Origin of the sequence: Pseudomonas sp. N040 (assembly GCF_015637705.1) — a bacterium.
GTDB lineage: Bacteria > Pseudomonadota > Gammaproteobacteria > Pseudomonadales > Pseudomonadaceae > Aquipseudomonas.
Map to the genome: position 1 here is coordinate 1 of NZ_JADOBE010000013.1, position 26,932 is coordinate 26,932.

Consider the following 26,932-nt stretch of genomic DNA (forward strand, 5'->3'; position numbering starts at 1 on the left):
TTGAGATTGAAATCCTTACTTCCGGCAGAGGCTTCTGGACTCCGATTTCACGTAGCAACGTGCAAATAAAGCATTTTCACAGATCACGATATGGGTCGTTTGGGAAAACCGACTTTTTCAACAGAATCGGCCGATTGCTGTCGCAACAATTAGCTGCTTCCAACACCTGACAGACAACCAAACGCTTCCATAAAACCAAGGGATTCGCTCAGCCGCCCAGGCTGCCTTCGTGGGCCCAGCTGCAGCGCAGCAGCAATTCGCCTTCATTGGGGCTGTGAAAGCCGTTTTCCGACTCCCAGCGGAAGGTGTGCACGCCCTTGAGTTCGGTTTCCAGGTGCACCACCGCACTGCCCCAGTACAGGCGCCCGAGCAAGGCTTCGAACTCCTGCACCCAGAGTTTCCATTCGTATTCGATGGCCTGGTAGCTGGCGCCGAAATGGATCACCTGGGTCTGGTACAGGCCCGGGCCCGGTTGCGCGCAGCAGGCAAACATGTCGCGCCCGAGAAAGGGCCAGTCATCCCCCGCCGGCAGGCTCTGCAGAACGCTGCGATTGGTTTCGCGCCGGCGGCGGCAAGACTCAGGATTGTCTGCCGGCCAGTCGCGGATAAACCCGTAGACGATGGACTCTATCTCCAACAACGGCACTCCAGTTATTCAGCTGGCCTTCTAACACAGGCAACCCCTCTAGTCGAACATCCCGACATGCCGCGGATGGCTGGCCACCCGCGCCAGCCAGGCATTGATCGCCGGGAAACCGGACAGGTCGAAGCCGCCTTCGGCCGCCACATGGGTGTAGGCGTACAGGGTGATGTCGGCAATCGTGTACTGCTCACCGACCAGATAGGGCGTGCGCTGCAGCTGCTGTTCCATCACCTCCAGCGCCTTGTAGCCGCCACGCTGGCAGTTTTCATATTCCGCCCGGCGCTCCTCCGGCAGGCCCTGGTACAGCTGGATAAAGCGCGCCACGGCGATGTACGGCTCATGGCTGTACTGCTCGAAGAACTGCCATTGCAGCACCTGGGTACTCAGGCGCGGCTCGCTGCAGAGGAACTCGCTGCCCTGGGCGAGAAAATTCAGGATCGCGTTGGACTCCCACAGGCAGGTGCCGTCTTCCAGTTCGAGGACCGGAATCTTGCCATTCGGATTCTTCGCCAGGAATTCCGCGGTCTGGGTCTCGCCCTTGAGCACATCCACGGCTATCCACTGGTACGGCAGGCCAAGCAGGTTGAGCAGCAGCTTGACCTTGTAACAGTTGCCGGAACGGTAATCGCCATACACCTTGTACATGCTGCTGACTCCTCCCTGTTAGCCCGCGATGGCAGGCTCTGACTGCGTGGACCCCTGCGCCTGCTGCGCCGTGCGGATAACCCGGGCCAGCCGCTGCAGGCCTTCACCCAGGCGCGCGGGGGCGACATGGCTGAAGTTCAGCCGAAGATAACCGTGATGCTGGTCCGGGTCGACGAAAAACGGCTCGCCGGGCATGAAGGCGACGTCTTGCGCCAGCGCCGGCTTGAGCAGCGTGCGCGTATCCAGCGGCTGTTTCAGCTTGAGCCAGAAGAACAGCCCGCCCTGCGGCACCTGCCAGTCGGCCAGCTCGCCGAAATGCTCGAGCAGGGCCAGTTGCATGGCATCCCGGCGCAGGCGGTAGAAATCGCGCAGCTCGGCCAGGTGCGTGCGGTATTGCTCGCTGCCCAGCCATTGCAGCGCCTGCCACTGGCCGACGCGGTTGGTGTGCAGGTCGGCCGCCTGCTTCAGGCGCAGCAGCAGCGGATACAGGTCCGGCGTGGCGATCAGGAAGCCTACGCGCAAGCCCGGCAGCAGGGTCTTGGACACCGTGCCGGTGTAGATCCAGCTGGCCGTGCGCAAGCGGCTGACAATCGGCGTGGCGCTGCCGCCGTCGAATACCAGCTCGCGGTACGGCTCATCTTCGATCAGGGTGACGCCGTACTCGTCGAACAGCGCCGCCACCGCATCGCGCTTGGCTTCGCTGTAACGCACCGCCGAGGGATTCTGGAAGGTCGGAATCAGGTAACCGAAGGCCGGCTTGCGCGCCAGCTGGGCACGCAGCGCCTCCAGCTGCGGACCGTCGGCCTCCTGCGGCACGGCGATGCAGTCGGCGCCAAACAGCTGGAACGGTTGCAGCGCCGCCAGGTAGGTCGGCGCCTCGAGCAGTACCTTGGTACCCGGATCGATAAACAGCTTGGCCGCCAGATCCAGCGTCTGCTGCGAACCCGACACAATCAGCACCTGACTGGCATCGCAGGGCACGCCCAGCTGCCGGGCCTCGCGGGCGATCGCCTCGCGCAGTTCCGGCTCGCCCTCGCTCATGCCGTACTGGCCCATGCTTTTCGGCATGCCCTGCCACTCGACCTGCGGCAGCATGGCTTCCGCCGGCAGGCCGCCGGCAAACGACATCACTTCCGGGCGTTGCGCGGCCGCGAGGATTTCACGGATCAGGGAGCTTTTCAGGCGGGTAACGCGTTCAGAGAAGGCCATGCTGTATCACCGGATGCAGAAGCAATGAATTTGAGTCAAACTTATTGACTGAAATTACGCCGATCCCCATGGATACGTCAATATGATTGACCTGAAAACGCCAACCGTTCAGCAGGCCGCCATGGCTGACTTCTTCTTTGCCTATCAGGCGTTCACCGCCAAGCCCGATGAAATCCTCGCGCGGCGCGGGCTGTCCCGCGTGCATCACCGCATCCTGTTCTTCATCGCGCAGTATCCGGGACTGGGCATCAGCGAACTGCTCGGCTATCTCGGGGTGAGCAAGCAGGCGCTCAACATCCCGCTGCGCCAGTTGCTGGAAATGCAGCTGGTGCACAGCAGCGTAGCCGCCACCGACAAACGCAAGCGGCAGGTGGGGCTCAGCGCGGAAGGGGCAAAGCTCGAACAGGCCTTGCGCCGGGAACAGGTGCGGCTGCTGCAACGGGCGCTGGACAGTGCCGGCGGCGAGGCCATGCGTGGCTGGCTGGCCTTCAACCAGGCGCTCGGGCAGAGCCTCGAACACTGAAGACGCTGTCGCTGTACCCGGCATTGCCGCAACCGGGGTGCGGCCGCTGACTCAGGCGCCGACCGCCAACTCGCGGCCATGCAGGCGATTGATCATCCAGCCGAACAGGGCGGCGGTGAAAAACGCCAGGATGCCGTAGATCGCCGCCGGGATCGCCATGCTCGGGTTGTTCAGCAGCAGCGGGCTGAGTGCCAGGGCAATCGCCAGGGTGCCGTTGTGGATGCCGATCTCCATGCCGATGGCAATCGACTGGCGCAGGTTCAGCCGCAGCAGGCGCGGCACCCAGTAGCCGACCGCCATGCTGGCCAGGTTGAACAGCAGCGCCAGGAAGCCGATCTCGACGAAATGCTCGCGCGCCGACAGGCTGTCATTGATGAAGGCCAGCACGATGATCAGCGCCAGGAACAGGCCGGAGAGAAAGCGCACCGGCTTGTCCATGCTGGCGGCAAACCCGGGCTTGAAGCGGCGGATCAGCATGCCGATGGCCACCGGGCCGAGGACGATGACGAACACCTGCAGCACCTTGGCGAACTGCAGCGGAATCGCCTGGTCGGCTTCCATGAAGTGCGCCAGGGCGAGATTGACGATCAGCGGCATGCTCAGCACCGCCACCACCGAACTGACTGCCGTCAGGCTGATGTTCAGCGCCACATCGCCATGCGCCAGGTGGCTGAACAGGTTGGCGCTGGTGCCGCCCGGCGAGGCCGCCAGCAGCATGAAGCCGACCGCCAGCGCAGGCTCCAGGCCAGCCGCGCTGACCAGCGCGAAGCATACCAGCGGCAGGATCAGCACCTGGCAGAACAGGCCGATCAGCACCGGCCGGGGGAACCGGGCGATCCGCACGAAATCAGCCAGGGTGAGCGACAGGCCCAGCCCGAGCATGATCACGCCCAGCGCGCCCGGCAGGAAGATGGTCAGCAGCGGATCATTGGTCATTCAGGCCTCGCCATGCAGGACAGCTGGAAAGGCCGCAGCGGCCCGATGAGAATCCCTGTGCATTGCTCAGGCCGTGGCACCACCATCCACCGGCAGCGCCACCCCGGTGATGAATGCCGCCGCATCACTGCACAGGTAGAGCACAGCGGAGGCTACCTCTTCCGCCTTGCCAATGCGACCCAGCGGATGCATCGCCGCGGCAAACTCGCCTTTTTTCGGGTCCGCCTCATGGGCCCGGCGAAACATGTCGGTATCGATGACGCCCGGACAAATCGCATTGATGCGGATTTTCTTCTTCGCGTACTCGATGGCCGCCGACTTGGTCAGGCCGAGCACCGCATGCTTGGAGGCGCAGTAGATGCTCATCTTCGGCGCAGCCATCAGGCCGGCCACCGACGCCGTGTTGACGATCGCCCCGCCGCCCTGGGCCAGCATGACCGGCAACTGGTGTTTCATGCACAGCCAGACGCCCTTGACGTTGACCCCGATGATGGCATCGAACTCGCTTTCGCTGCCTTCGGCCAGGCGGCCTTGCTCGATTTCGATACCGGCATTGTTGAACGCGTAATCCAGGCGCCCATAACGGGCGAGCACGGCCGCCATCAGCGCGGCAACCTCGCTCTCGCGGGTGACATCGCAGCGCACGAAACAGGCTTCGCCGCCAGCCCCGCGAATCAGCGCCGCCGTGGCTTCGCCACCCTCGGCGTCGACATCCGAGACCACCACCTTGATGCCCCTGGCGGCGAACTGTACCGCGGTAGTCCGGCCGATGCCGGCGGCGCCGCCGGTGACGAGGGCAACCTGCCCGGAATGCGTAGTGCTCATGTGCGTTACTCCTGTTGGGTGGCGGCACTCTAGCCAGCCCTGCCGGGCCGCGGGTAGCACTATCAGAAGGCTGTAGGGCGGGTCATGCAGGCAGGTGATGGGGCGCGCTCCGCACCTGGGCTGCCCGAGTGCCGCGCAGATCGCTAGACTGTGGCACCGATCAGACAGGAGGCCGCATGGCACCCAGCACTTACCGTTTCACCCTGACCAGCGACCCGCAGGCCATGGAGGTGGTCCGCCAGGGCCTGGAAGCCTTCAACGTGGCGCAGATCGGCAGCTACGGCTACCAGGACTTCGAGCTGTATGCGCGCGACGCGCAGGAGCAGGTGGTCGGCGGCATGTTCGGCCACTCCGGCATGGGCTGGCTGTATATCGACTACCTGTGGCTGCAGCACAGCCAGCGCGGTGCAGGCTTGGGCGGCGAGCTGCTGGCCAGGGCCGAGGACGAAGCGCGGCGGCGTGGCTGCAGCGGGGTGTTTCTCTACACCTACAGCTTCCAGGCGCCGGAGTTCTACCAGAAACAGGGCTACCAGCTGATGGGCGTGCTCGAGGACTGCCCGCCCGGCCACCAGCGCCTGTACCTGAAGAAGCCGCTGGAGGTCGCGGCCGGCTGAACGGCCGCGACAACCCTCCGCCTCAGGCGCCGGCCAGTTCGGCGGCGATCGCCTGCAGGGCCATGGCGGGATGGTCGGCCTGGCTGATCGGCCGGCCGATCACCAGGTAATCCGAACCGGCGGCCAGGGCCTGGCGCGGCGTGAGGATGCGCTTCTGGTCATCGGCGGCGCTGCCCGCCGGGCGGATCCCGGGCGTCACCAGCTGCAGCCGGGGATGCGCGGCTTTCAGCGCGCCGGCTTCCTGCGCCGAGCAGACCAGCCCGTCCAGCCCGGCCGCTGCGGCCAGCGCGGCCAGGCGCAGGACCTGCTGCTGCGGCGGGATGTCCAGGCCGATGCCGGCCAGGTCGGCCTGCTCCATGCTGGTCAGCACGGTGACACCGATCAGCAGCGGCTGGCTGCCGGCGCGCTTGTGCAGTTCCTCGCGACAGGCTGCCAGCATGCGCAAGCCACCCGAGCAATGCACATTGACCATCCACACGCCCAGCTCGGCAGCCGCCCTGACCGCCATCGCCGTGGTGTGCGGAATGTCATGGAATTTCAGGTCGAGAAACACCTCGAACCCCAGCCGCTGCAGATCCTCGACCACCGCCGGACCACTGCGGGTGAACAGCTCCTTGCCAACCTTGACCCGGCACTGCGCCGGGTCGAGTTGCTGCGCCAGCGCCAGGGCAGCTTCGCGGGAGGGGTAATCGAGGGCAACGATGATCGGGGTCTGACTGGCCATGGCGGGTTCTCGGGCAACTTGGAAATCGCGCGCATTGTAGCGGAAGCCGGCGCCGCAGGCATGCCGTTCAGAGCAGGTGGTTGAGGGCAAAGGCGGTCATGAACCCGGCCAGGGTAATCAGCCCGGTCAGCGCGTGGGTACGCTCAAAGGCCTGCGGAATCAGCGTGTCCACCAGCATGCAGAGCACCGCCCCGGCGGAAAAACCCAAGGCGAAGGCCAGCCAGAACGGCGCCACATTCTCCATCAGCCCGACCCCGGCCATCGCCGCCAGGCCGGACAGCAGCACGATGCCGCCCCAGACCCCGAACACATACAGCGCGCCATGCCCTTCGCTGCGCAGGCCGGCCGCACTGGCCAGGCCCTCGGGCAGGTTGGAGAGGAAGATCGCGACCAGCATGACCACGCTGACCTGCCCACCATCCAGCAGGCTCAGCCCCAGGCCCAGCGACTCGGGAATACCATCGAGAAAGGCCCCGGCCGCGATCAGCAGGCCGACCACTCCGGACTTGGCGGCCCCCAGAGCGCGGTGCTTGAGTTCCAGATAATCCAGCCCTTCGCTGGCCAGGGTAAACACCACCCCCCCGGCCAGCAGTCCGCCGAGGGTCGGCCACAGCCCGGCCAGCCCCTGCGCCAGCGGAATCTGTTCGACGCACAGGGCAGCGATCAACACCCCGCTGCCATAGGCCATCACCGAGGCCAGCACCTTGCCCGGCAGGCGGGCCCAGTAACCGATGAGCGCGCCCAGCAACAGGCTGCTGGCCGCCAGCCAGCCCCACAAGCCGGCCTGCGTCAATAACGCCATAGCCCCAAGACTCCCGAACCCACAGCAGAACCGGCACGCCGGATGACGGGCGCCTGACAATGGCGCCCAGCGCGCGTATGGTTGAAACCATACGTCTGTTTGGAGTAACCCCTTATGCCCTGGTACGCGTGGTTGATCATGATTGCCGCGCTCGGCTCGATCATCGGCAGCCTGCTGCTGCTGCGTGACAGCGCAAGGAAACTGCCGCTGGACGCCGAACAGCTCAAGCGCATCAAGGCGCGCAATGCCGAGCAGGATGCCCGCGACGCGCGCGAGCGCTGAATCGCGGGCTGTCAGTGGCCCTGCGTGCCACTGAGCTTGTAGCGCTGCAGCAGGACCTGCAACTGGCCGCTGTCACGCAATTGCTGCAGCAACTGACCCAAGCGCTCTGCGCTGATCGGGCTGCCAGGGCGCAGCAGGACCTGGTGTTGGTAGACCTGATCGGTTTTGACCGACACCAGCAACTGCTCGGCCGAACCCGGATTCTGCTGCATGAACCGCTGCAGGTACGACTTCATGATCACCGTCAGGTCGGCGCGCTGGTGCAGCACTTTCAGCAGATTGCTGTCATGTGAGTAGGAAAACTCGGCCTGATAATGCTGGCGCAGGAAATCCCGGTCGGCATTGAAGCCGGCAAACCCGTAGTGATAGCCAGTGTACAGGGCCAGGCGCTTGCCGGTGAGGGAGTCGAAATAATGCTGGTCTCGCCCGGGTAGCACCTTGGCCACGTAGACCTCCGCATCTTCCACCTGCAGGTCCAGGTGTTCGGGGGCCATGCCTTGCCAGCCCCACTGGGGGGATTCGAAGAAGATCAGGTCAAAGCGGCCGGAGGCCAGGTCCTGATAGCGGCGGGTCACCGAGGTGGGCACCAGGACGAAGTTGAACTCCTTCTGCTGCGTATTCAGTAGCGCCAGCAGATCAACCAGCAGGCCATCGGGATGCGCGCTTTCGGCTTTTTCGATATAGGGCGGAAAATTGTAGGCACCCACGTTAACGACCGGGTACGCCAGTGCCTGCCGGGCAAACAGCAGCAGAACAAGCAGCAGGCAATTTCTCGCGCAGACGGGCAAACCCGGTACCTCGCAACATCACCGTTGTGATTGTACGGGTAATCCAGCGAAGGCACCTGATAAAAGCAGGCACTCTCCGGGCTTTTCTCAACTTTCCTTGATCACTAGGGTCAGTGCCTGTTCGGCCAACTGGTCCAGCGTCATCGGGCCGTCGGCGCGGAACCAGGTCTCGGTCCAGCTCAGCGCACCGGTCAGGAAACGCCGCATGATGAACGGGTCCGCCTTGAAAAAGCCCGCTGCATGCGCCTCGCCGAGCACCTCCAGCCACAATTGCTCATAGGTCTCGCGCAGGCTGAGGATATAGGCCCGACCCTCGTCGGACAGTGAGCGCCATTCGTAGACCAGGATTCCCATGGCCTCACCGGTGCCCCCCATGATCGACTGCAGTTCGCAGCGGATCAGCGCCAGTACGCGCTCGCGCAGGTTGCTCGCCTCGGCCAGCGCCGCCCGCATCAACGCGGTATTGAACACCACCGTTTCTTCCATCACCGAGCGCAGGATCTCGTCCTTGCTCTTGAAGTGATGAAAAATACTGCCTGACTGAATCCCTACGGCACTGGCCAGATCGCGCACCGTGGTGCGCTCGAAACCCTTGCTGCGAAACAGGTGCGCCGCCGTCTGCTGCAGCTTGCCGCGCGCACTTTCCGGATCGGTCAGCAGCCCCTGACTGACCAGCTCATGCATGACTTGCAGCGCCTTGCGCTCATCCAGACTCATTTTCCCTGATCCCGTAATTGTGCCCGTCACGCACTGATGCGCCGATCTTATAAAAGTAGTGTCGCCCAGCATACCAAGCAAGCGCTTGGTAAAAAATCTTTATTCACACCATTGTCAACCAAGCGCTTGCTTGGTATGGTTTTACCCATACAACGGCACTCACGAGCGATCTCCATGAGCAATACCCTGCGCATCGGCTGCGCCTCTGCCTTCTGGGGCGACACTTCCACCGCAGCTGCCCAGCTGGTTCGCGGTACCGAGCTGGATTACCTGGTGTTCGACTACCTGGCCGAAGTGACCATGTCGATCATGGCCGGCGCGCGCCTGAAACACGCCGATGCCGGCTATGCCAGCGATTTTGTAGAAGTACTGACACCGCTGCTGGGTGAAATCGCCGCAAAAAAAATCCGCGTCATCAGCAACGCCGGCGGCGTCAACCCGGACGCCTGTGCCAGGGCGCTGGCGGCGGCCTGCGAGAAAGCCGGGGTGCGGCTGAAGATCGCCGTGCTGCAGGGCGACAACCTGCAGTCAAAACTCGGCGAACTGGTCCAGGCCGGCACCCGCGAAATGTTCAATGGTTCGGCCCTGCCCGCCGCCTGCGTCTCGGTAAACGCCTATCTGGGCGCGCCGGGCATCGTCGCCGCCCTGGATGCCGGCGCCGACATCGTCATCACCGGGCGGGTGGTCGACAGTGCGGTGGTCAGTGCCGCACTGGTGCATGAGTTCGGCTGGAGCTGGAACGACTATGACAAGCTGGCCCAGGCCGCGCTGGCCGGGCACATCATCGAATGCGGCGCGCAGTGCACCGGCGGCAACTTCACCGACTGGGAAAGCGTGCCGGACTACGAGCACATCGGCTTCCCGCTGGTGGAAGTGGCCATTGACGGCAGCTTCGTCACCTGCAAGCCACCAGGCAGCGGCGGCCTGGTCACGCCCTTCACGGTTGGCGAGCAGATGCTCTACGAGATCGGCGATCCGCGTGCCTACTTCCTGCCCGACGTGGTCTGCGACTTCACCCGGGTCGAACTGAGCCAGGTCGGCGACAACCGCGTGCTGGTAAGGGGCGCCAGAGGCCTGCCACCCAGCGCCAGCTACAAGGTCAGCGCCACCTACCTGGACGGGTTCCGCTGCACCGCCAGCTTCCTACTGGCCGGCATCGATGCTGTGCAGAAGGCCGAGCGCGTCAGCCAGGCGATCATCCGCCGCGCCGAGGAGCTGTTTGCCGCGCGGGGCTGGGAACCCTTTCGCGAGGTCAATACCGAACTGCTGGGTAGCGAAACCACCTACGGCGCCCATGGCCGGCAGCGCGACAACCGCGAAGTGGTCGTCAAGCTGGCCGTAGCGCACAAGCGCAAAGACGCACTGGCACTGTTCTCCCGCGAAATCGCCCAGGCCAGCACCGGCATGGCCCCCGGCATGTCGGGGATGGTCGGCGGGCGGCCGAAAGTCATGCCGATCATTCGGCTGTTTTCATTTCTGGCCGACAAGTCCGCCTGCAGCCTGGAAGTGGCGCTGGATGCGCAGCGGATTCCAGTCAGCCTGCCGCACCTCGAGCACTTCGACGCGGCCGGCATCGCCCCGGATCTTCAGCCAGAAGCGCCGCACGGCCAGGCCGACACCAGCGTACCGCTGGTCAGGCTGGCCGTGGCCCGTTCCGGTGACAAGGGCAATCACAGCAATATCGGCGTGATGGCCAGAAAGCCCGCGTATCTGGCATGGATCGCGGCTGCCTTGACGCCGGCAGCTGTGGCCGAATGGCTGCAGCACATACTGGACCCGCAGACCGGCAGGGTCAGCCGCTGGTACCTGCCGGGCAGTCACAGTTTGAATTTCCTGCTGGAAAACGCCCTCGGCGGCGGTGGCGTGGCCAGCCTGCGCATCGACCCGCAAGGCAAGGCGTTTGCCCAGCAGCTGCTGGAGTTTCCGGTGCCGGTGCCCAAGGCATTGGCCGAGAAACTTTAACGCTTACGCAAAACCGTAGGGTGGGTTAGCCGCAGGCGTAACCCGCCACAGGTGCCGCAGGCACCTCCAACACGGCGACCCGGTGGGCCGCTTGGTGGGTTACGGCCTCTGGCCTAACCCACCCTACGAAGGGCAACGAGAAGGACACAGCAGCATGAGTTACAACTCCATCTACAAACCCGGCCTGTTCAGCGGCCAGACCATCCTGGTCACCGGCGGCGGCAGCGGTATCGGCCGTTGCACAGCCCATGAACTGGCGCATCTGGGCGCCCATGTGGTGCTGGTCGGGCGCAGCGTCGACAAGCTGCAGGCCACTCAGGCCGAGATCATCGGCGACGGCGGATCGGCCAGCTATCACTCCTGCGACATCCGCGATGAAGAAGCGGTCAAGGCGATGATCAGCGCCGTGCTTGCCGAACGCGGACGCATTCATCACCTGGTCAATAACGCCGGCGGCCAGTACCCGGCACCCCTGTCGATGATCAACCAGAAAGGCTTCGAAGCCGTGGTGCGCAACAACCTGGTCGGCGGTTTCCTGATTGCCCGCGAGGTGTTCAACCAGTGCATGAGCAAGCACGGCGGCTCGATCGTCAACATGCTCGCCGACATGTGGGGCGGCATGCCCGGCATGGGCCACTCGGGAGCCGCGCGCGCCGGCATGGACAACTTCACCAAGACCGCTGCTTACGAATGGGGCCATGCCGGTGTGCGGGTGAATGCCGTGGCACCGGGCTGGATCGCCTCCAGCGGCATGGATACTTATCCCGAATCGATGAAAACCATGATCCGCAACCTGAAGAATCATGTGCCGCTGCAACGCATTGGTACCGAGTCGGAAGTCGCCGCGGTCATCGTGTTTTTGCTCAGCCCCGGGGCCAACTTCATCAGCGGCAATACCGTACGTATCGACGGCGCCGCCAGTCAGGGCTCACGGGCCTGGACGCTGGGCAAGGCGAGCATCGAACCGGAGTCCTACAACGGTTTCCACCGCGCTTATCTGCCCGAAGTGTTGAAAGGTTAAGGAGCAACGCAATGCCGGTAATTCAGTCTGAAATCGATGCCCACAGTGACGGCTATGCGCAGAACCGCGCTGCCATGCTGGCCGCCATTGCCAGTTTCCGCGAAGTCGAGCAGAAGGTGTTGGACAAGGCCAATGAAGCCAAAGCCAAGTTCGTCAAGCGCGGCCAGTTGCTGCCACGCGAACGCATCAACCTGCTGCTGGATTCCGGCGCGCCGTTCCTTGAACTGTCGTCACTGGCCGGCTACAAGCTGCACGACGACAAGGATGGCAGCATGGCCGGCGGCGGCATCATCGCCGGCATCGGCTACATCGAGGGCGTGCGTTGTCTGGTTATCGCCAACAACAGCGCGATCAAGGGCGGCACCATCTCCCCGGCCGGGCTGAAAAAATCCCTGCGCCTGCAGCAGATTGCCTTCGAGAACAAACTGCCAATCGTCACCCTGGCCGAAAGCGGTGGCGCCAACCTCAACTATGCCGCCGAGATCTTTGTCGAAGGCGCGCGCGGCTTTGCCAATCAGGCGCGCATGTCGGCCATGGGGCTGCCGCAGATCACCGTGGTGCATGGCTCTTCAACCGCAGGCGGGGCTTATCAGCCGGGGCTGTCCGACTATGTGGTGGTGGTGCGTGGCAAAGCCAAGATGTTCCTCGCCGGCCCACCGCTGCTGAAAGCGGCAACCGGCGAGATCGCCACGGATGAAGAACTCGGCGGTGCCGAAATGCATGCCCAGATTGCCGGCACCGCCGAATACCTGGCCGAAAACGATGCCGACGGCGTACGCATCGCCCGCGAGATTGTCGGCATGCTGCCGTGGAACGCCCAGCTGCCGGCGCCGGTGAAAGCCGCTTACAAGGAACCTTTGTATCCGGCAGAAGAGCTGCTCGGGATCGTTCCGGCCGATGCCAAGAAGCCCTATGACGTGCGCGAAATCATTGCCCGTATCGCCGACGGCTCGGTGTTTCTCGATTTCAAGAACGAGTTCGACAGCCAGACCGTCTGCGGTCACCTGAGCATCGAAGGCCAGCCCTGCGGCTTCATCGGTAACAATGGCCCGATCACCCCACGCGGCGCGGCCAAGGCAGCGCAGTTCATCCAGCTGTGTGACCAGAGCAACACGCCGATCCTGTTTTTCCACAACACCACTGGTTTCATGGTCGGTACCGAGTCGGAACAGAACGGTGTGATCAAGCACGGCTCCAAGCTGATTCAGGCGGTGGCCAATGCCCGCGTACCGAAGCTGACCATCGTTGTCGGCGGCTCCTACGGCGCCGGCAACTACGCCATGTGCGGCCGCGGCCTTGACCCGCGTTTCATCTTTGCCTGGCCCAACAGCAAGACCGCCGTCATGGGTGGTGCCCAGGCTGGCAAGGTGCTGCGCATCGTCACTGAAGAAAAACACCTCAAGGAAGGCAAGGAAGCCGACCCGAAAATGCTCGACATGCTGGAAATGGTCACTGCGCAGAAACTCGACAGCCAGTCGACCGCACTGTACGGCACCGCCAGCCTGTGGGACGACGGCCTGATCGACCCGCGAGACACCCGCAAACTGCTCGGCTTCCTGCTCGACATCTGCGCGGAAGCCAGCGTCCGCCCACTCAAACCCAACAGCTTCGGCGTAGCCCGCCTGTAACCAGAGACCGTAGGTTGGGTTGAGTCGCTTGCGACGAAGCCCAACGAGATACCGCAAATGTTGGGCTTCGCAGGCTCAACCCAACCTACGCCAAAGACTTACCGAGGAGAATGCAAATGATCTTTACCCAGGAACACGAAGAACTACGCCGTACCGTGCGCAATTTTGTCGACAAGGAAATCAACCCGCATGTCGACGAGTGGGAAAAGGCCGGCAAATTTCCCATCCACGAAGTGTTCAAGAAGGCCGGTGATCTCGGCCTGCTCGGCATCTCAAAACCCGAGAAATTCGGTGGCATGGGCCTGGACTACAGCTACTCGATCGTTGCCGCCGAGGAGTTCGGCACCATCCGCTGCGGCGGCATCCCGATGTCGATCGGCGTACAGACCGACATGTGCACCCCCGCCCTCGCCCGCTTCGGCTCGGATGAGCTGCGCGAAGAGTTCCTTGCCCCGGCGATTGCCGGCGACATGGTTGGCTGCATCGGCGTGTCTGAAGTCGGCGCCGGCTCGGACGTGGCAGGCCTGAAAACCACCGCCAGGAAAGACGGCGATGACTATGTCATCAGTGGCAGCAAGATGTGGATCACCAACTCGCCCTCTGCTGACTTCATGTGCTGTCTGGCCAACACCAGCGATGACAAGCCGCACGTCAACAAGTCACTGATCGTCATTCCCATGAACAGCCCAGGCATCAGTGTCAGCCCGCATCTGGACAAGCTCGGCATGCGCAGTTCGGAAACCGCCCAGGTATTCCTCGACAACGTGCGTGTGCCGCAGCGCAACCGCATCGGCCACGAAGGCGCCGGCTTCATGATGCAGATGCTCCAGTTCCAGGAAGAGCGTTTGTTCGGCGCGGCCAACATCATCAAGGGTCTGGAATACTGCGTCGACAGCACCATCGAGTACTGCAAGGAGCGCAAAACCTTCGGTCAGCCGCTGATCGACAACCAGGTGATCCACTTCCGTCTGGCCGAACTGCAGACCGAAATCGAGGCCCTGCGCGCACTGGTCTATCAGGCCACCGAAATGTATGTGAAGGGCCGCGACGTGACCAAGCTGGCCTCGATGGCCAAGCTCAAGGCCGGCCGTCTCGGCCGTGAGGTATCCGATGCCTGCCTGCAGTACTGGGGAGGCATGGGCTTCATGTGGGACAACCCGGTATCGCGCTCCTTCCGCGACGTACGCCTGGTGTCCATCGGCGGTGGTGCCGACGAAATCATGCTCGGCATCATCGCCAAGCTGATGGGCACCCTGCCCGGCAAAAAGAAGGGCTGACCGTAGGGTGGATAACGCCGCTTGCGGCTTATCCACCGGCACTTCGGTGGATCGATAAGGCGCGATGCACCCTACGACTCAACCCATCCCAGGCATCAGGAGTAACCGATGAGCGATCTACCCAACTGCGAAGACCTGCTGCTGAATCTGGAAAGTGGCGTGCTCTACGTCACCCTCAACCGTCCGGACAGCCGCAACGCCATGAGCCTGAAAATGGTGCATGAGCTGCGCGCGGTGTTTGCCCACCTGCACACACAACCGCAGATACGTGCGCTGGTCCTGCGCGGCGCCGGCGGGCATTTCTGTGCCGGTGGCGATATCAAGGACATGGCTGGCGCACGCAGCAAAGGCGTAGAGGCTTACCGTGATCTGAACCGTGCCTTCGGCAGCATGCTCGAAGAGGCACAACAGATACCGCAGGTGCTGGTAGCCGTACTGGAAGGCGCGGTGCTCGGCGGCGGCTTCGGTCTGGCCTGTATCTCCGACATCGCCATTGCCAACGCCGAGGCCAGGTTTGGCCTGCCGGAGACCACGCTGGGTATCCTGCCCGCGCAGATCGCCCCCTTTGTGGTCAAGCGCATCGGCCTGACCCAGGCCCGGCGTCTGGCGCTGACTGCAGCTCGGTTCAACGGTGCTGAAGCTGAACGCCTTGGGCTGGTGCATTACAGCGAAGCGGATGTAGGGGCTGTCGAGTCACGCCTGCAGCAGGTGCTCAGCCAGATCCGCCAATGTGCTCCGCAAGCCAATGCACGAACCAAGGCACTCTTGCTGGCCACCGAAACGGAACCATTGAGCGGTCTGCTGGATCGTGCGGCAGAACAGTTTGCCAATGCCGTGACAGGTGCAGAAGGTACCGAGGGCACCATGGCCTTTGTGCAGAAACGCCCGGCCAGCTGGACACAATGAACACCTACCTCTCCTGCTGTGGGGAGAGGAAATTGATCGAACCGTAGCCCGGATGCAATCCGGGAACCGACAACCCCGGATTGCATCCGGGCTACGAATCGCAGGAGCAACCAATGCCCGCCTTCAACAAGATTCTGATTGCCAACCGTGGCGAGATTGCCTGCCGGGTGATGCGTACCGCCAAGGAACTGGGCTACCGCACGGTAGCGGTATATTCCGAAGCCGATGCCGGCGCCCGCCATGTGCAACTGGCCGATGAAGCCGTGTGCATCGGCCCGGCACAGGTCAATCAGTCCTACCTGGTGATCGACAACATCATCGCTGCCGCACAAAAGACCGGCGCCGATGCAGTACACCCCGGTTACGGTTTCCTCTCGGAAAACGCCGACTTTGCCCGTGCCTGCGAAGCGGCCGGCATCGTGTTTATCGGCCCGACCGTGGAAGCTATCCACCTGATGGGCAGCAAGCGCCTGTCGAAAATCGCCATGCTCGCTGCGAAAGTGCCGTGCATTCCCGGCTATGAAGGCGCCGAGCAGGACGATGAAACGCTGATCCGCGAAGCAGCACGCATCGGCTACCCGCTGATGATCAAGGCCAGCGCCGGTGGTGGTGGCCGCGGCATGCGCCTGGTGCATGAAGCCAGTGAACTGACTACGCAAATCCGCACTGCGCGCTCCGAAGCGCAGAATGCTTTTGGCTCCGGCGAGCTGATCCTTGAACGCGCGGTGATCAAGCCACGCCACGTGGAAATTCAGGTGTTCGGCGACCAGCATGGCAACATCGTCTATCTGGGCGAGCGCGATTGCTCGGTGCAGCGCCGCCATCAGAAAGTTGTCGAAGAAGCGCCCTGCCCGGTGATGACGCCCGAACTGCGCAAGGCCATGGGTGAGGCCGCTGTCAAAGCCGCCGCCTCGGTGAATTATGTCGGTGCCGGCACCGTGGAATTCCTGCTCGACCAGAGCGGTGAATTCTTCTTCCTCGAAATGAACACGCGCCTGCAGGTGGAACACCCGGTTACCGAACTGATCACCGGACAAGATCTGGTGGCCTGGCAGATCCGCGCTGCCGAGGGTAAACCGCTGCCGCTCAAGCAGGATGAGATCCAGCTGTGCGGGCATGCCATGGAAGTGCGTCTGTACGCCGAGGATTCAGCGAAGAACTTCCTGCCACAAACCGGCCAAGTGCTGCGCTGGGAGCCTGAGCTGCTGGACGGCGTGCGCATTGATCACGGTTTGGTCGAAGGACAGGAAGTCACCCCGTTCTACGACCCGATGCTGGCCAAGGTCATCGCCTATGGCGCCACCCGCGACGAAGCCCGGCGCAAGCTGGTGCGTGCAGTCGAAGAATGCGTGCTGCTGGGCGTGAACGGCAACCAGCGCTTCCTCGCCAATCTGCTCAAGCATCCGGAATTCGCTGCAGGCAACGCCACCACCGCCTTCATCGGCGAGCACTTCAACGACGACCCGAGCCTGACTCCGCAACTGCCCGGCGCCAGTGAACTGGCCGTGGCCGCCGCCCTGCTCTATCAGGAATCCGCCAACTCCCGCGCCCATCAGCGCGAACTGGCCGGCTGGCGCAGCGCAGGCAGCGCTCCCTGGAGCTTCACCCTCAAGCAGGGCGAGCAGAAGTTCACCGTTGAACTGGACGTAGTAGCCGCCGGCAGTCAGCCCAAGCTGCAGGCGTGCGTCGGCGAGAGCAAAATCGATCTGCAATTGCTGGCCAGTGACGGTCGCTGGCTAACCCTGCAACTCGATGGCATCCGCCGCCGTGTGGCGTACCAGCATGACGGTGAAAAACTCTGGCTGTACGGCCCGTTCGGCAATCTGGAACTGACCGACGTGACCCACGAACCGGCCGGCGGCCAGAACGCCGCCAGCTCGGGCACGGTGAAAGCACCGATGGATGGCGCCATCGTCGATGTACTGGTCAGCGAAGGCACTCCGGTCACCAAGGGCCAGCTGCTGGTGGTGCTCGAAGCCATGAAGATGGAACACCCGCTCAAGGCCGGCGTGGATGGCATCGTCCGCCGCGTGCAGGCGAGCAAGGGGGATCAGGTGAAGAATCGTCAGGTGCTGGTGGAAATCGAGGCCACCGAGGCCTGACTCAACCAATCACAGGTGGATAACCGCTACGCGGGTTATCCACCCTCCATGTGCAAGGAATTCGACCATGTCACTGCAAGGCAAAACCATCTTCATTACCGGCGCCAGCCGCGGCATCGGCCGCGAAATTGCCCTGCGTGCCGCCAAAGACGGCGCCCATATTGTTATCGGCGCCAAGAGCGCTGAAGCCCATGCCAAGCTGCCGGGCACCATCCACTCGGTAGCCGCCGAAGTCGAAGCCGCCGGCGGCAAAGCGCTGGCTCTGCAACTGGACGTACGCGACGAGAACGCCGTAAAGGAAGCGATGGCCAAGGCGGCTGCGCACTTCGGTGGTATCGATGCGGTGGTCAACAACGCGGGCGCGATCAACCTGACCGGTGTCGCCCAGCTCGAACCCAAGCGCTTCGACCTGATGTTCCAGATCAACACCCGGGCGGTGCTGGTTTGCAGCCAGGCAGCGCTGCCGTACCTGAAGGAAAGCAAGGGCCATATTCTCAGCCTGTCACCACCGCTGAACCTGGACCCGAAATGGTTCGCCCAGTACGGCCCCTACACCACGACCAAGTACGGCATGAGCATGCTCACCCTGGGCATGGATCAGGAATTCAAGCGCTTCGGCATCAGCGTCAACAGCCTGTGGCCACGCACGCTGATCGCTACCGCTGCGATCGAGGTGCAAATGGGTGGCAAGCAGGTCTTCCAGCACGCCCGCACCCCGGCCATCATGGCCGACGCGGCCTGTGCGATCCTCGACAGCAGTGAACGCAGCATCAGCGGACGGCTGCTGATCGATGAAGACTTTCTCCGTGAGCTGGGGCAAACCGAGTTCGAGCAATACCGCTACGAAAAAAGCGACGCTCGCCTGGAAACCGACCTGTTCGTCGAGTAAGCCAAGGCGCACGGCTCAAGCACCAGGAAAGTCCTGGCCGGTCGGCCGGGACCTGCTTCAAGCGAACGCAGCAGCCTCTGTGCCAACAGGCAACCAAGCAGACCGTGCACAGCTGCTCCTTGGCGGCAGCCGTGAATGCGCAGCAGCGGCAGACCTGTCAGTGCTTGTACTGCAACCGTATCTCGGCCCCTTCCACGGACTCGAGGTAGTCCTCACTCAACTGGTCGTTGGTGAGCAGACGCCCATTGAGCTGAAAACTGCTCTCCGGCTTGGGCTTTTCAACGAACAGCGGTGGCAACAGGGATTCGGCTTGCGGAACGGACGCCGGGCTGTCGCCGGCGGTCAGCTCGTCAATCAACTGCGGTGGCAGGCTGAGATCCACAGGAGCAGGCGGCAGCCTCGGTAGAGGCTCCACCTTGATCTCGCGGCTGACGGTGGCCGGAGTGACCGCCGCAGGCTGCGCGACGGTTACCGGCGGCACCTGCGGAACAACCGGAACGGCGGTCGGCGCTGACTTGGGCACGGGCACGGGCACGGGCTCCGGGGATTGTTCATCACCGCAGGCCGCAAGCAACAGGCTCAGCGCCACCAGCCAGCAACGCCTGTTCATTTCAGCAGCGGACTGGCGCTGCTGACTGGCGCGGTCGGAAGCGCCCGGCAGCGCCAGGCCAGGCATTTGCGCTGAACCCCGTCATCAGCGCGCCGGGCCCATCTGCCCGTTCTGATCGGAAAAGACAATTTCCACCCGACGGTTCTGTGCCCGGCCGCGCGTGGAGGCATTGTCGGCAACCGGATAGGCCTCGCCATAGCCGGCAACGGAAATGCGCTTGGCATCGACGCCCAGGTCAACCAGCACATCGGCAATCGACTGTGCCCGCTCGCGGGACAGCTGGAGGTTATCCGCTTCCTCGCCGTTGCTGTCGCTGTAACCCTCGACGCGAATCACCCGACGCGGATTCAACTGAAGAAACTGCACCAGCTTGAGTACGGTGCGATTGGCCGCAGGCGTCAGGTTGGCACTGCCACCGGCAAACAGCACATCGCCGAGGGTCATCACCAGGCCGCGCTCGGTTTCGCTGCTGTCGAGGCTGACCAGCTGCTCCTCGGCCCACTCCTTGCGCTGCTGCATGGTCAGCAGCTTGGCTTCGCGCAGGGTCAACTGCAGGCTCTGCAACTGCAGGCCGAGCTTTTCTTCCTGCAGCTGGTTTTGCGCCAGACGACTCTGCTGCACGGCGATCTCGCTGTAGCGCTGGCTCAGGTAGGCATAGTGTGCGACATCCCTGGAGCTGCCCCAGTAGGTCGCCAGTTGCTCGGCACGGGCCAGCGATTCGCCGGCACGAACCACATCCTTGGGTGCACTGCGCAAGGCTTCCGGGTCGTCCTTGATCTGCTCAAAACTGGCGCGGGCGCTTTCAAGCGCCTGCTCGGTCGCCTGTTGAGTACTGCAACCGGCCAGCAGGAGCAGGACGAAACTGCCAAGGATCATCGGTTGACGTTTCATGGCTGCGCTCCCAACTGCTTGCGCAATCTGGCAATTTTCGATTGCAGATCCGCCAGTTGAGCCTCGCTCTTGGCCACCAGCACTTTCACTTCGGCCAGCCGGGCATCCAGCTCGGCCTGCTCGGCCAGGATGCGCGCCCGCTTGTAGTCATGCTCACCCATGTTCTTCTCGGCCAGCGCCAGTTTGTCCTGGGCCAGCTTCATCTCTGCCACCTGGCTGTCGGCACCCACCGAGGCGGCCTGGTCGACCACCTGCCGGGTAAGCAGCAATTGCGCATTGGGCGCCGGATCGTTGGCACATCCGACCAGGGCGACAGCGGCCAGGGCCGCGAGCAAGCAATGGTTTTTCAAGGGCGAATCCTGGGCGGCTGCTGGGCCTGCCAAAGCTGTAAATTCTGTTGCAACAGGGTTTCCGGCACGCCGGCACCAACCAATTCTGTCATTTTTCTGGCCAGTTGTCCGCGCAGCTCGGCATCGTTGCACGCCGAGTTATGCGACAGCGCCAGATACAGGCCGACACTGGAAACCGGCGGACCGCTAGCCTCGACCTGCCCGCTGATACCGAGCTGCGCCACCAGCGCCTGCGCCGGGTAGCGCTCGGCCAGAACGTAATCGATCTCGCCAGCCACCAGTCGCGCAAAGGCTGGCGCCAGTTCAGGCGCGCGCTGCAGCGTCAGGCTTTCACGGGCGAAGCTGTCAAACTCCGAACCCAGCGCAATACTGGTAGTCGCCATTCCGGAACGGCCGAGCAGATCGTCCCAGCCAGCGTAGGGAAACTGCCTGTCCTGCCGCATCCAGACCTGCGCAAGCGTCCGCTGCATGGCCGGATGGACATAGTCCATCTGTTCCAGTTGCTCAAGGCTCAAGCGGCTTGCCAGCAGCAGGTCGGCACGTCCGCTGCGCACATCCTCCTCGGCCTCGGCGCGCGTGCCGGCGTACAGCAACTCGATCCTGATGCCCAGCTGCTGACCTATCTGCTTGAGCAAATCCGCATCGGCACCTATCAAGTGTCGGGGACTTTGCGGATCTCGCCACAGGTAGGGCGCATAGTCCGGACTGCCGGTAGCAACCAGCTTTTTGCAGCTCTCCGCGGCATTTGCATCAATTGCCAGCAGACCTGCCAGCACTATCAGACCCAGCAAACGCATGACCATAACCCTTCCCGACTGCAATGCCACGTGTGAAAGCCTACGCGTAAAACGCCCCGCGCATAACAGCAAAAAGCCCGCGATTCGCGGGCTTTTTGCTGAAGCGGTGCCGGTTAAACCAGCTTTTCCAGCTCCGGTATAGCTTCGAACAGATCCGCCACCAGACCGTAATCTGCCACCTGGAAGATCGGGGCCTCTTCGTCCTTGTTGATCGCAACAATGACTTTCGAGTCCTTCATCCCGGCCAGGTGCTGGATCGCGCCAGAGATACCAACGGCGATGTACAGCTGAGGCGCAACGATCTTGCCGGTCTGACCAACCTGCATGTCGTTCGGCACAAAGCCGGCATCGACCGCCGCACGCGAAGCACCCACTGCAGCGCCAAGCTTGTCGGCGAGCGAATACAGGTGCTTGAAGTTGTCGCCATTCTGCATGCCACGACCGCCGGAAATAACGATCTTGGCGGCCGTCAGTTCCGGACGGTCGGACTTGGCCAGCTCTTCGCCGACAAAGGACGACTTGCCGGCATCGCCAGCGCCACTGACTGCTTCGATCGCGGCGGAACCGCCTTCGGCTGCCACGGCATCAAACCCGGTAGCACGCACGGTGATTACCTTCACGGCCGCCGACGACTGCACGGTAGCAATCGCATTACCGGCATAGATCGGACGCTTGAAGGTGTCGGCACTTTCTACGGCAATGATCTCGGAGATCTGGTCTACATCCAGCAGGGCGGCAACGCGCGGCAGGATGTTTTTGCCATTGGCGGTCGCTGCAGCCAGCACGTGGCTGTAGTTCTTGCCCAGGTCGGCCACCAGCGGAGCAACATTCTCCGGCAGCTGATTGGCATAGGCTGCGTTGTCAGCCAGCAGAACCTTGCTGACGCCGGCTACTTTGGCGGCGGCTTCGGCAGCAGCACCACAGCCTGCACCGGCAACCAGCAGATGGACGTCACCGCCCATCTTCAGTGCCGCAGCAACAGTATTCAGGGTGGCAGGAGCCAGAGCGGCGTTAGTGTGTTCAGCAATAACCAAGATAGCCATTTAGATTACCTTCGCCTCGTTCTTCAGTTTCTCGACCAGTTCAGCCACGGACTTGACCTTGATACCGGCGCTGCGTGCAGCCGGCGCTTCCACTTTCAGGGTCTTGACGCTCGAGCTGGTAGCAACGCCCAGTGCATCGGGAGTCACGACATCCAGCGGCTTCTTCTTGGCTTTCATGATATTGGGCAGCGATGCATAACGCGGCTCATTCAGGCGCAAGTCGGTAGTCACGATTGCCGGTAGGCTCAAGGCAACCGTCTGCAGGCCACCGTCGACTTCACGGGTCACGTTGACCTTGTCGCCAGCCACTTCCACCTTGGAAGCGAAGGTTCCCTGCGCAAAACCGCTGAGGGCCGCCAGCATCTGACCGGTCTGGTTGTTGTCGCTGTCGATCGACTGCTTGCCGAGGATCACCAACTGGGGCTGTTCCTTGTCGACTACCGCCTTGAGCAGCTTGGCGACTGCCAGCGAGTTCAGCTCATCGGCGCACTCGACCAGAATGGCGCGATCCGCCCCCAGGGCCAATGCGGTACGCAATTGCTCCTGAGCGGTGCCAGGGCCGATGGTGACCACGACGATTTCCGTCGCAACACCCTTTTCCTTCAGGCGAACAGCTTCTTCCACTGCGATTTCGCAAAAGGGGTTCATCGACATCTTGACGTTGGCGAGATCAACGCCAGAGTTATCCGCCTTGACGCGAACCTTGACGTTGTAGTCAACAACTCGTTTGACAGCTACAAGAACCTTCATGAATTCCTCGGTACTCTCCGGTGAATAAAGATGTCGCCAAGCCTGGCTTGGCCGCTCGGCTGATCCGCAGTACCAGTTTGCCAGGCAGGGCCGGCTCAGGTGGAACGGGGGCGCTTATCTTGACTGCAACCTTTTACAGGGTCAATACGTGAATCCAACCCGGCTACAAAGCTTCTACCAGCCTTGCCCTGTCAGGGCTGGAAAGAATTCAAACGAACGTTTGGATTGTACTGACTAACCATGCACACTAGAATCTGTCCAACCTGCATTAGACAGGCCCACTTCCCAATAGTGACAAAGTAAAAGTCTTGAGCAGGAGATAGTCTGTGGAACGCGAATACATGGAATTCGACGTCGTCATCGTCGGCGCCGGCCCCGCTGGCCTGTCCGCCGCTTGCCGACTGAAGCAGAAGGCCGCCGAAGCGGGTAAAGAAATCAGCGTTTGCGTGGTCGAGAAGGGTTCCGAAGTCGGCGCCCACATCCTCTCCGGCGCCGTCTTCGAACCTCGCGCCCTGAACGAGCTGTTCCCGAACTGGAAGGAACTCGGCGCGCCGTTGAACACTCCGGTCAAGCGCGATGACATCTACCTGCTGAAAAATGCAGAAAAGGCCTCCAAGCTGCCGAACTTCGTTGTGCCAAAAACCATGCACAACGAAGGCAATTACATCATATCCCTGGGTAACCTGTGCCGCTGGCTGGCCCAGCAGGCGGAAGGCCTGGGCGTCGAGATCTACCCGGGCTTCGCCGCCCAGGAAGCGCTGATCGACGAGAACGGTGTCGTCCGTGGCATCATCACCGGCGACCTCGGGGTAGACCGTGAAGGCCATCCGAAAGAGGGTTACTACACCCCCGGCATGGAACTTCGCGCCAAGTACACCCTGTTCGCCGAAGGCTGCCGCGGCCATATTGGCAAGCAACTGATCAGCAAATACAACCTGGATTCCGATGCCGACGCTCAGCACTACGGCATTGGCATCAAGGAAATCTGGGACATCGACCCCGCCAAGCATGAGGAAGGCCTGGTAATTCACACGGCAGGCTGGCCATTGTCCTTGATCGACAGCGAAAACACCGGCGGCTCGTTCCTCTATCACCTGGAAAACAATCAGGTGGTAATCGGCCTGATCGTCGACCTGTCCTACAGCAATGCCTTCCTCTCGCCATTCGACGAGTTCCAGCGCTACAAGCATCACCCGGTAGTTGCCCAGTACCTGGAAGGCGGCAAGCGTGTGGCTTACGGTGCTCGTGCCATCTGCAAGGGCGGCCTGAATTCGCTGCCGAAGATGGTCTTCCCGGGCGGCGCACTTATTGGCTGTGATCTCGGTACCCTGAACTTCGCCAAGATCAAGGGCAGCCACACCGCCATGAAGTCCGGCATGCTCGCAGCCGACGCCGCAGCAGAAGCCCTGCTGGCAGGCAAGGAAGGCGGCGACCAGTTGACGGGTTACGTGGATACCTTCAAGTCCAGCTGGCTGTACGACGAACTGTTCCGCAGCCGCAATTTCGGCCCGGCCATTCACAAGCTCGGCGTGTTCTTCGGTGGCGCGTTCAACTTTGTCGACCAGAACATTTTTGGCGGCAAGCTGCCACTTACCCTGCATGACCTGACACCTGACTATGCCCACCTGAAACCGGCTGCCGAATGCACGCGCATCGAGTATCCGAAGCCGGATGGCAAGCTGAGCTTTGACAAGCTGTCCTCGGTGTTCCTGTCCAACACCAACCATGAAGAAGAGCAACCCTGTCACCTGCGCCTGACCGATCCGAGCATACCGCTCAGCCGCAACCTGCCACTGTACGACGAGCCGGCTCAGCGCTACTGCCCGGCTGGCGTCTACGAAATCGTCACTCAGGAAGATGGCGAGAAGAAGTTCCAGATCAACGCGCAGAACTGCGTGCACTGCAAGACCTGCGACATCAAGGATCCATCGCAGAACATCACCTGGGTGGCACCCGAGGGCACCGGCGGCCCCAACTACCCGAACATGTAATCCTGCAGCATGCAAAAGGCTGCCTGGCAGACCCTGTGAAAACCTGGCCCTCAGGCCAGCAGATGTAGCAAATGCCCATATCGAGAGATGTGGGCATTTTTGTTTATGGGCTACATCCAAGGCGAAGCACGCAACCAGGACAGCGTGTCTCCGTTGTCATTGAATGAATGGATTCCAGACGAGCATCTGGTGCGGGTGATGGCGGCTTAGGTCGCGCGCCTGGATCTGGCACTGCCGGGGTTCCGCAAGGCTCCGCCGCAAAAGACCGGGCGCCCGGGCAATGTTGCAGCGATGTGGCTGTTAGGGCGTCTGGCGCCAGACTTCATAAGCATCACTCGCGCCGGTAGATCGCAAAAACGGTTGCCAGCAAGCCCATCCGTTCAAGCGCAGGCCAAGCCGACAGGTAGCCCGCGCGATCAATTTGTTACTCCAGGGGCACGCCGGTGACCACGCAAAGGAATTTGCCGGGCATGAGCGCAGTGCCCATCGAAGCCAGTGCCAGGTCCATTGTGCCGCTCCATAGTCATCCTGGCAGCGCGACACCAATGACAATACCAACGACCTGCTCCGGCAGTATTTCCCCAAGGCCGACGAGTTCAGCAAGCAGGTCGCCCGGCAGGGCGAAACAAAAACCATCAATCAACTGCAATAATCAGCCTGACGCAGCCAATAAACCTGCTCCGGATTACCAACTCGCCATAAACAAGACTTCCCCACGCGAACCTGAACAAGCATTTTCAGGCTCTGCGCGCGTAGCCAGCCGGCAACGGATACTGCTCAATAAAAATCCCCAGGACCGCCCACATCCATGACGCTTGCCGCTATGCTTGAGCGGCTTGAGACTGCCAGGAGCATCCGATGAAGATTATCCAGCCCATCCGTCTGGCACTGCCGGTTTGCCTGGCCCTGCTGGGCGCCTGCACCTCGCAACCCGCCAGTGTGGAAATCCAGGAAGACCAGCAACCCGAGTGCCCGCTGGAGCTTTATCGCGGGCAGACACTGACAATCAACCTGCCGAGCAACCCGACCACCGGCTTTCGCTGGGTGCTGGTCAAGGCTGCGCCAGGCGTACTGACGTCCCTGGGCCCCGAGGTCTATACCACCCCGGAAGATGCCGGCATGGTTGGCGGCGCCGGTAGATCCACCTGGCGCTTTCGCGCCTATCAGGCCGGCCAGGATGCCCTGCTGATGCAATACCAGCGGCCCTGGGAGCAGGCTGTGGCACCGGCGAAAACCTTTGCCTGCGAGATCAGCGTGGACTGAGCCCACTCCGGACAAGCCCGAATTCCAGCGGATAACTTACCCCCAACCTGCCCTTGTGGAGAAATGCCTATGCGCTGGCTACTGCTAGCCCTGATCAGCGGACTCGTATTCATCTACGGTCTTTATGTCGACTCGACGGAATTGCGCCTGATAACCAAAGGCCTGCCGGTCATCGCACTGATCTTCTGGCTGGGCGCGGCACCGGCCGGCACCTATCGGCGCTGGATCAGCCTCGGGCTGCTGTTCGGCCTGGGCGGCGATATCCTGCTGGACATACCGGAGGAACACCTGGCCAATCAGTTCGTCTTCGGCCTGGGCTCGTTCCTGATCGGTCACCTGGCCTATATCCGCGCGTATACCAGTGACAGCCGGCGCCTGGCGCCCGTGGGCCTGCTGTTCGCACTGGCCTGCGGTGGCAGCATGCTGAGCATGCTCAACAGTTCACCGGATGGACTCGGGGCGTTTTTCCTGCCGGTGGCCGTCTACGCGCTGGTCATCAGCTGCATGCTCTGGCGTGCCATTGCCCGCCTGGGCGTGGACGGCATCCCGCGCGACGCTGCCTGGCTCGCGGCGGGCGGCGCCCTGCTGTTCGTGATCTCGGATGCCATGATCGGCATCAACCGCTTCGTGCAGCCGTTCGAAGAAGCCAAGTACGCGATCATCATCACCTACTGGCTGGGCCAGTTCGGCATTGCCGCGTCGGCCATGCGCCGCAACGCCTGACATCGGCGCGCGGCAACCCCG

The 26,932-nt window shown here is 62.5% G+C and carries 28 protein-coding genes and 1 pseudogene; 14 read left to right on the top strand and 15 right to left on the bottom strand.

Annotated elements, in window-relative coordinates; translation table 11 throughout:
• Nucleotides 1-208 precede the first annotated feature (208 nt).
• From ISX93_RS16160 to ISX93_RS16170, 3 genes are read right to left on the bottom strand one after another with little or no spacing between them, the layout of a single operon-like run.
• A complete protein-coding gene (locus ISX93_RS16160; protein ID WP_195779793.1) occupies nucleotides 209-637 on the bottom strand; it encodes a hypothetical protein in 429 nt (142 codons plus the stop codon).
• A 48-nt stretch (nucleotides 638-685) separates the two neighbouring features.
• Nucleotides 686-1,288, bottom strand: a complete 603-nt coding sequence (locus ISX93_RS16165) for a glutathione S-transferase family protein (RefSeq protein ID WP_195779794.1) — start codon at nucleotides 1,286-1,288, stop codon at nucleotides 686-688.
• A gap of 18 nt (nucleotides 1,289-1,306) precedes the next feature.
• Nucleotides 1,307-2,497: an aminotransferase-like domain-containing protein gene (locus ISX93_RS16170; protein ID WP_195779795.1), complete on the bottom strand. Its 1,191-nt coding sequence runs from the start codon at nucleotides 2,495-2,497 to the stop codon at nucleotides 1,307-1,309.
• Between the two features lie 82 nt (nucleotides 2,498-2,579).
• Here ISX93_RS16170 and ISX93_RS16175 point away from each other — a divergent pair, with 82 nt between their 5' ends.
• Nucleotides 2,580-3,020, top strand: coding sequence for a MarR family winged helix-turn-helix transcriptional regulator (locus ISX93_RS16175; RefSeq protein WP_195779796.1), 441 nt, complete (start codon nucleotides 2,580-2,582; stop codon nucleotides 3,018-3,020).
• A gap of 51 nt (nucleotides 3,021-3,071) precedes the next feature.
• Here the strand turns inward: ISX93_RS16175 and ISX93_RS16180 are convergent, their stop codons facing one another.
• Nucleotides 3,072-3,956: a bile acid:sodium symporter family protein gene (locus ISX93_RS16180; protein ID WP_195779797.1), complete on the bottom strand. Its 885-nt coding sequence runs from the start codon at nucleotides 3,954-3,956 to the stop codon at nucleotides 3,072-3,074.
• A 66-nt stretch (nucleotides 3,957-4,022) separates the two neighbouring features.
• Entirely contained in the window at nucleotides 4,023-4,781 is a 759-nt protein-coding gene (locus ISX93_RS16185) for an SDR family oxidoreductase (protein ID WP_195779798.1), read from the bottom strand.
• Nucleotides 4,782-4,957: 176 nt separating this feature from the next.
• On the opposite strand from ISX93_RS16185, the gene ISX93_RS16190 reads away from it, so the two are divergent.
• On the top strand, nucleotides 4,958-5,395 hold the full coding sequence (locus ISX93_RS16190) for a GNAT family N-acetyltransferase (protein WP_195779799.1): 438 nt from the start codon (nucleotides 4,958-4,960) through the stop codon (nucleotides 5,393-5,395).
• A gap of 22 nt (nucleotides 5,396-5,417) precedes the next feature.
• Here the strand turns inward: ISX93_RS16190 and pyrF are convergent, their stop codons facing one another.
• Nucleotides 5,418-6,119 (bottom strand): orotidine-5'-phosphate decarboxylase, encoded by a 702-nt coding sequence (pyrF, locus tag ISX93_RS16195; RefSeq protein ID WP_195779800.1) that lies wholly within the window; start codon nucleotides 6,117-6,119, stop codon nucleotides 5,418-5,420.
• Nucleotides 6,120-6,186: 67 nt separating this feature from the next.
• The gene (locus ISX93_RS16200) at nucleotides 6,187-6,921 is read right to left on the bottom strand and encodes a ZIP family metal transporter (protein WP_195779801.1); all 735 of its coding nucleotides are present in this window, start codon (nucleotides 6,919-6,921) and stop codon (nucleotides 6,187-6,189) included.
• A gap of 114 nt (nucleotides 6,922-7,035) precedes the next feature.
• Here ISX93_RS16200 and ISX93_RS16205 point away from each other — a divergent pair, with 114 nt between their 5' ends.
• On the top strand, nucleotides 7,036-7,203 hold the full coding sequence (locus ISX93_RS16205; protein WP_195779802.1) for a DUF2897 family protein: 168 nt from the start codon (nucleotides 7,036-7,038) through the stop codon (nucleotides 7,201-7,203).
• 11 nt (nucleotides 7,204-7,214) lie between these two features.
• Here the strand turns inward: ISX93_RS16205 and ISX93_RS16210 are convergent, their stop codons facing one another.
• Both ISX93_RS16210 and ISX93_RS16215 read right to left on the bottom strand, forming a co-directional pair.
• Nucleotides 7,215-7,910, bottom strand: coding sequence for a substrate-binding periplasmic protein (locus ISX93_RS16210; RefSeq protein WP_308705348.1), 696 nt, complete (start codon nucleotides 7,908-7,910; stop codon nucleotides 7,215-7,217).
• Between the two features lie 168 nt (nucleotides 7,911-8,078).
• Nucleotides 8,079-8,702 carry a TetR/AcrR family transcriptional regulator gene (locus tag ISX93_RS16215; RefSeq protein ID WP_195779859.1) on the bottom strand — a complete coding sequence of 208 codons (624 nt, stop codon included), beginning with the start codon at nucleotides 8,700-8,702 and terminating at the stop codon, nucleotides 8,079-8,081.
• A 180-nt stretch (nucleotides 8,703-8,882) separates the two neighbouring features.
• On the opposite strand from ISX93_RS16215, the gene ISX93_RS16220 reads away from it, so the two are divergent.
• The 7 genes from ISX93_RS16220 to ISX93_RS16250 all read left to right on the top strand — a co-directional run bounded on the left by ISX93_RS16220 (nucleotide 8,883) and on the right by ISX93_RS16250 (nucleotide 18,493).
• Entirely contained in the window at nucleotides 8,883-10,670 is a 1,788-nt protein-coding gene (locus tag ISX93_RS16220) for an acyclic terpene utilization AtuA family protein (protein WP_195779803.1), read from the top strand.
• Between the two features lie 154 nt (nucleotides 10,671-10,824).
• Entirely contained in the window at nucleotides 10,825-11,691 is an 867-nt protein-coding gene (locus ISX93_RS16225; protein ID WP_195779804.1) for an SDR family oxidoreductase, read from the top strand.
• 11 nt (nucleotides 11,692-11,702) lie between these two features.
• Nucleotides 11,703-13,319, top strand: coding sequence for a geranyl-CoA carboxylase subunit beta (gene atuC, locus ISX93_RS16230; RefSeq protein WP_195779805.1), 1,617 nt, complete (start codon nucleotides 11,703-11,705; stop codon nucleotides 13,317-13,319).
• A gap of 116 nt (nucleotides 13,320-13,435) precedes the next feature.
• On the top strand, nucleotides 13,436-14,596 hold the full coding sequence (atuD, locus tag ISX93_RS16235) for a citronellyl-CoA dehydrogenase (RefSeq protein WP_195779806.1): 1,161 nt from the start codon (nucleotides 13,436-13,438) through the stop codon (nucleotides 14,594-14,596).
• 108 nt (nucleotides 14,597-14,704) lie between these two features.
• The gene (locus tag ISX93_RS16240) at nucleotides 14,705-15,502 is read left to right on the top strand and encodes an enoyl-CoA hydratase/isomerase family protein (protein WP_195779807.1); all 798 of its coding nucleotides are present in this window, start codon (nucleotides 14,705-14,707) and stop codon (nucleotides 15,500-15,502) included.
• A gap of 113 nt (nucleotides 15,503-15,615) precedes the next feature.
• Entirely contained in the window at nucleotides 15,616-17,604 is a 1,989-nt protein-coding gene (locus ISX93_RS16245) for an acetyl/propionyl/methylcrotonyl-CoA carboxylase subunit alpha (RefSeq protein WP_195779808.1), read from the top strand.
• 67 nt (nucleotides 17,605-17,671) lie between these two features.
• Nucleotides 17,672-18,493, top strand: a complete 822-nt coding sequence (locus ISX93_RS16250; protein ID WP_195779809.1) for an SDR family oxidoreductase — start codon at nucleotides 17,672-17,674, stop codon at nucleotides 18,491-18,493.
• A gap of 157 nt (nucleotides 18,494-18,650) precedes the next feature.
• Here ISX93_RS16250 and ISX93_RS16255 read toward each other — a convergent pair whose 3' ends face one another.
• The 6 genes from ISX93_RS16255 to ISX93_RS16280 form a co-directional block, all read right to left on the bottom strand.
• Complete coding sequence (locus tag ISX93_RS16255; protein ID WP_195779810.1) at nucleotides 18,651-19,169, bottom strand: hypothetical protein; 519 nt, start codon at nucleotides 19,167-19,169, stop codon at nucleotides 18,651-18,653.
• An 18-nt stretch (nucleotides 19,170-19,187) separates the two neighbouring features.
• On the bottom strand, nucleotides 19,188-19,994 hold the full coding sequence (locus ISX93_RS16260) for an OmpA family protein (protein WP_229732252.1): 807 nt from the start codon (nucleotides 19,992-19,994) through the stop codon (nucleotides 19,188-19,190).
• On the bottom strand, nucleotides 19,991-20,344 hold the full coding sequence (locus ISX93_RS16265) for a DUF4398 domain-containing protein (protein WP_195779811.1): 354 nt from the start codon (nucleotides 20,342-20,344) through the stop codon (nucleotides 19,991-19,993). Before ISX93_RS16265 ends, ISX93_RS16260 begins: the two co-directional genes overlap by 4 nt.
• Nucleotides 20,341-21,141: a substrate-binding periplasmic protein gene (locus ISX93_RS16270; protein ID WP_374987704.1), complete on the bottom strand. Its 801-nt coding sequence runs from the start codon at nucleotides 21,139-21,141 to the stop codon at nucleotides 20,341-20,343. The genes ISX93_RS16265 and ISX93_RS16270 overlap by 4 nt, the downstream gene beginning before the upstream one ends.
• 113 nt (nucleotides 21,142-21,254) lie before the next feature.
• Entirely contained in the window at nucleotides 21,255-22,184 is a 930-nt protein-coding gene (locus ISX93_RS16275) for an electron transfer flavoprotein subunit alpha/FixB family protein (protein ID WP_195779813.1), read from the bottom strand.
• Nucleotides 22,185-22,934, bottom strand: coding sequence for an electron transfer flavoprotein subunit beta/FixA family protein (locus tag ISX93_RS16280; protein ID WP_195779814.1), 750 nt, complete (start codon nucleotides 22,932-22,934; stop codon nucleotides 22,185-22,187). It abuts the gene before it with no gap.
• A 326-nt stretch (nucleotides 22,935-23,260) separates the two neighbouring features.
• Between ISX93_RS16280 and ISX93_RS16285 the strand changes: the two genes are divergently transcribed.
• The 4 genes and pseudogenes from ISX93_RS16285 to ISX93_RS16295 all read left to right on the top strand — a co-directional run bounded on the left by ISX93_RS16285 (nucleotide 23,261) and on the right by ISX93_RS16295 (nucleotide 26,911).
• On the top strand, nucleotides 23,261-24,925 hold the full coding sequence (locus ISX93_RS16285) for an electron transfer flavoprotein-ubiquinone oxidoreductase (protein ID WP_195779815.1): 1,665 nt from the start codon (nucleotides 23,261-23,263) through the stop codon (nucleotides 24,923-24,925).
• A gap of 343 nt (nucleotides 24,926-25,268) precedes the next feature.
• Nucleotides 25,269-25,529, top strand: a pseudogene (locus ISX93_RS17345) (IS30 family transposase); the annotation flags it as partial.
• Between the two features lie 254 nt (nucleotides 25,530-25,783).
• Complete coding sequence (locus ISX93_RS16290) at nucleotides 25,784-26,188, top strand: protease inhibitor I42 family protein (RefSeq protein WP_195779816.1); 405 nt, start codon at nucleotides 25,784-25,786, stop codon at nucleotides 26,186-26,188.
• A 69-nt stretch (nucleotides 26,189-26,257) separates the two neighbouring features.
• On the top strand, nucleotides 26,258-26,911 hold the full coding sequence (locus ISX93_RS16295) for a lysoplasmalogenase (RefSeq protein WP_195779817.1): 654 nt from the start codon (nucleotides 26,258-26,260) through the stop codon (nucleotides 26,909-26,911).
• The last annotated feature ends 21 nt before the right edge of the window (nucleotides 26,912-26,932 follow it).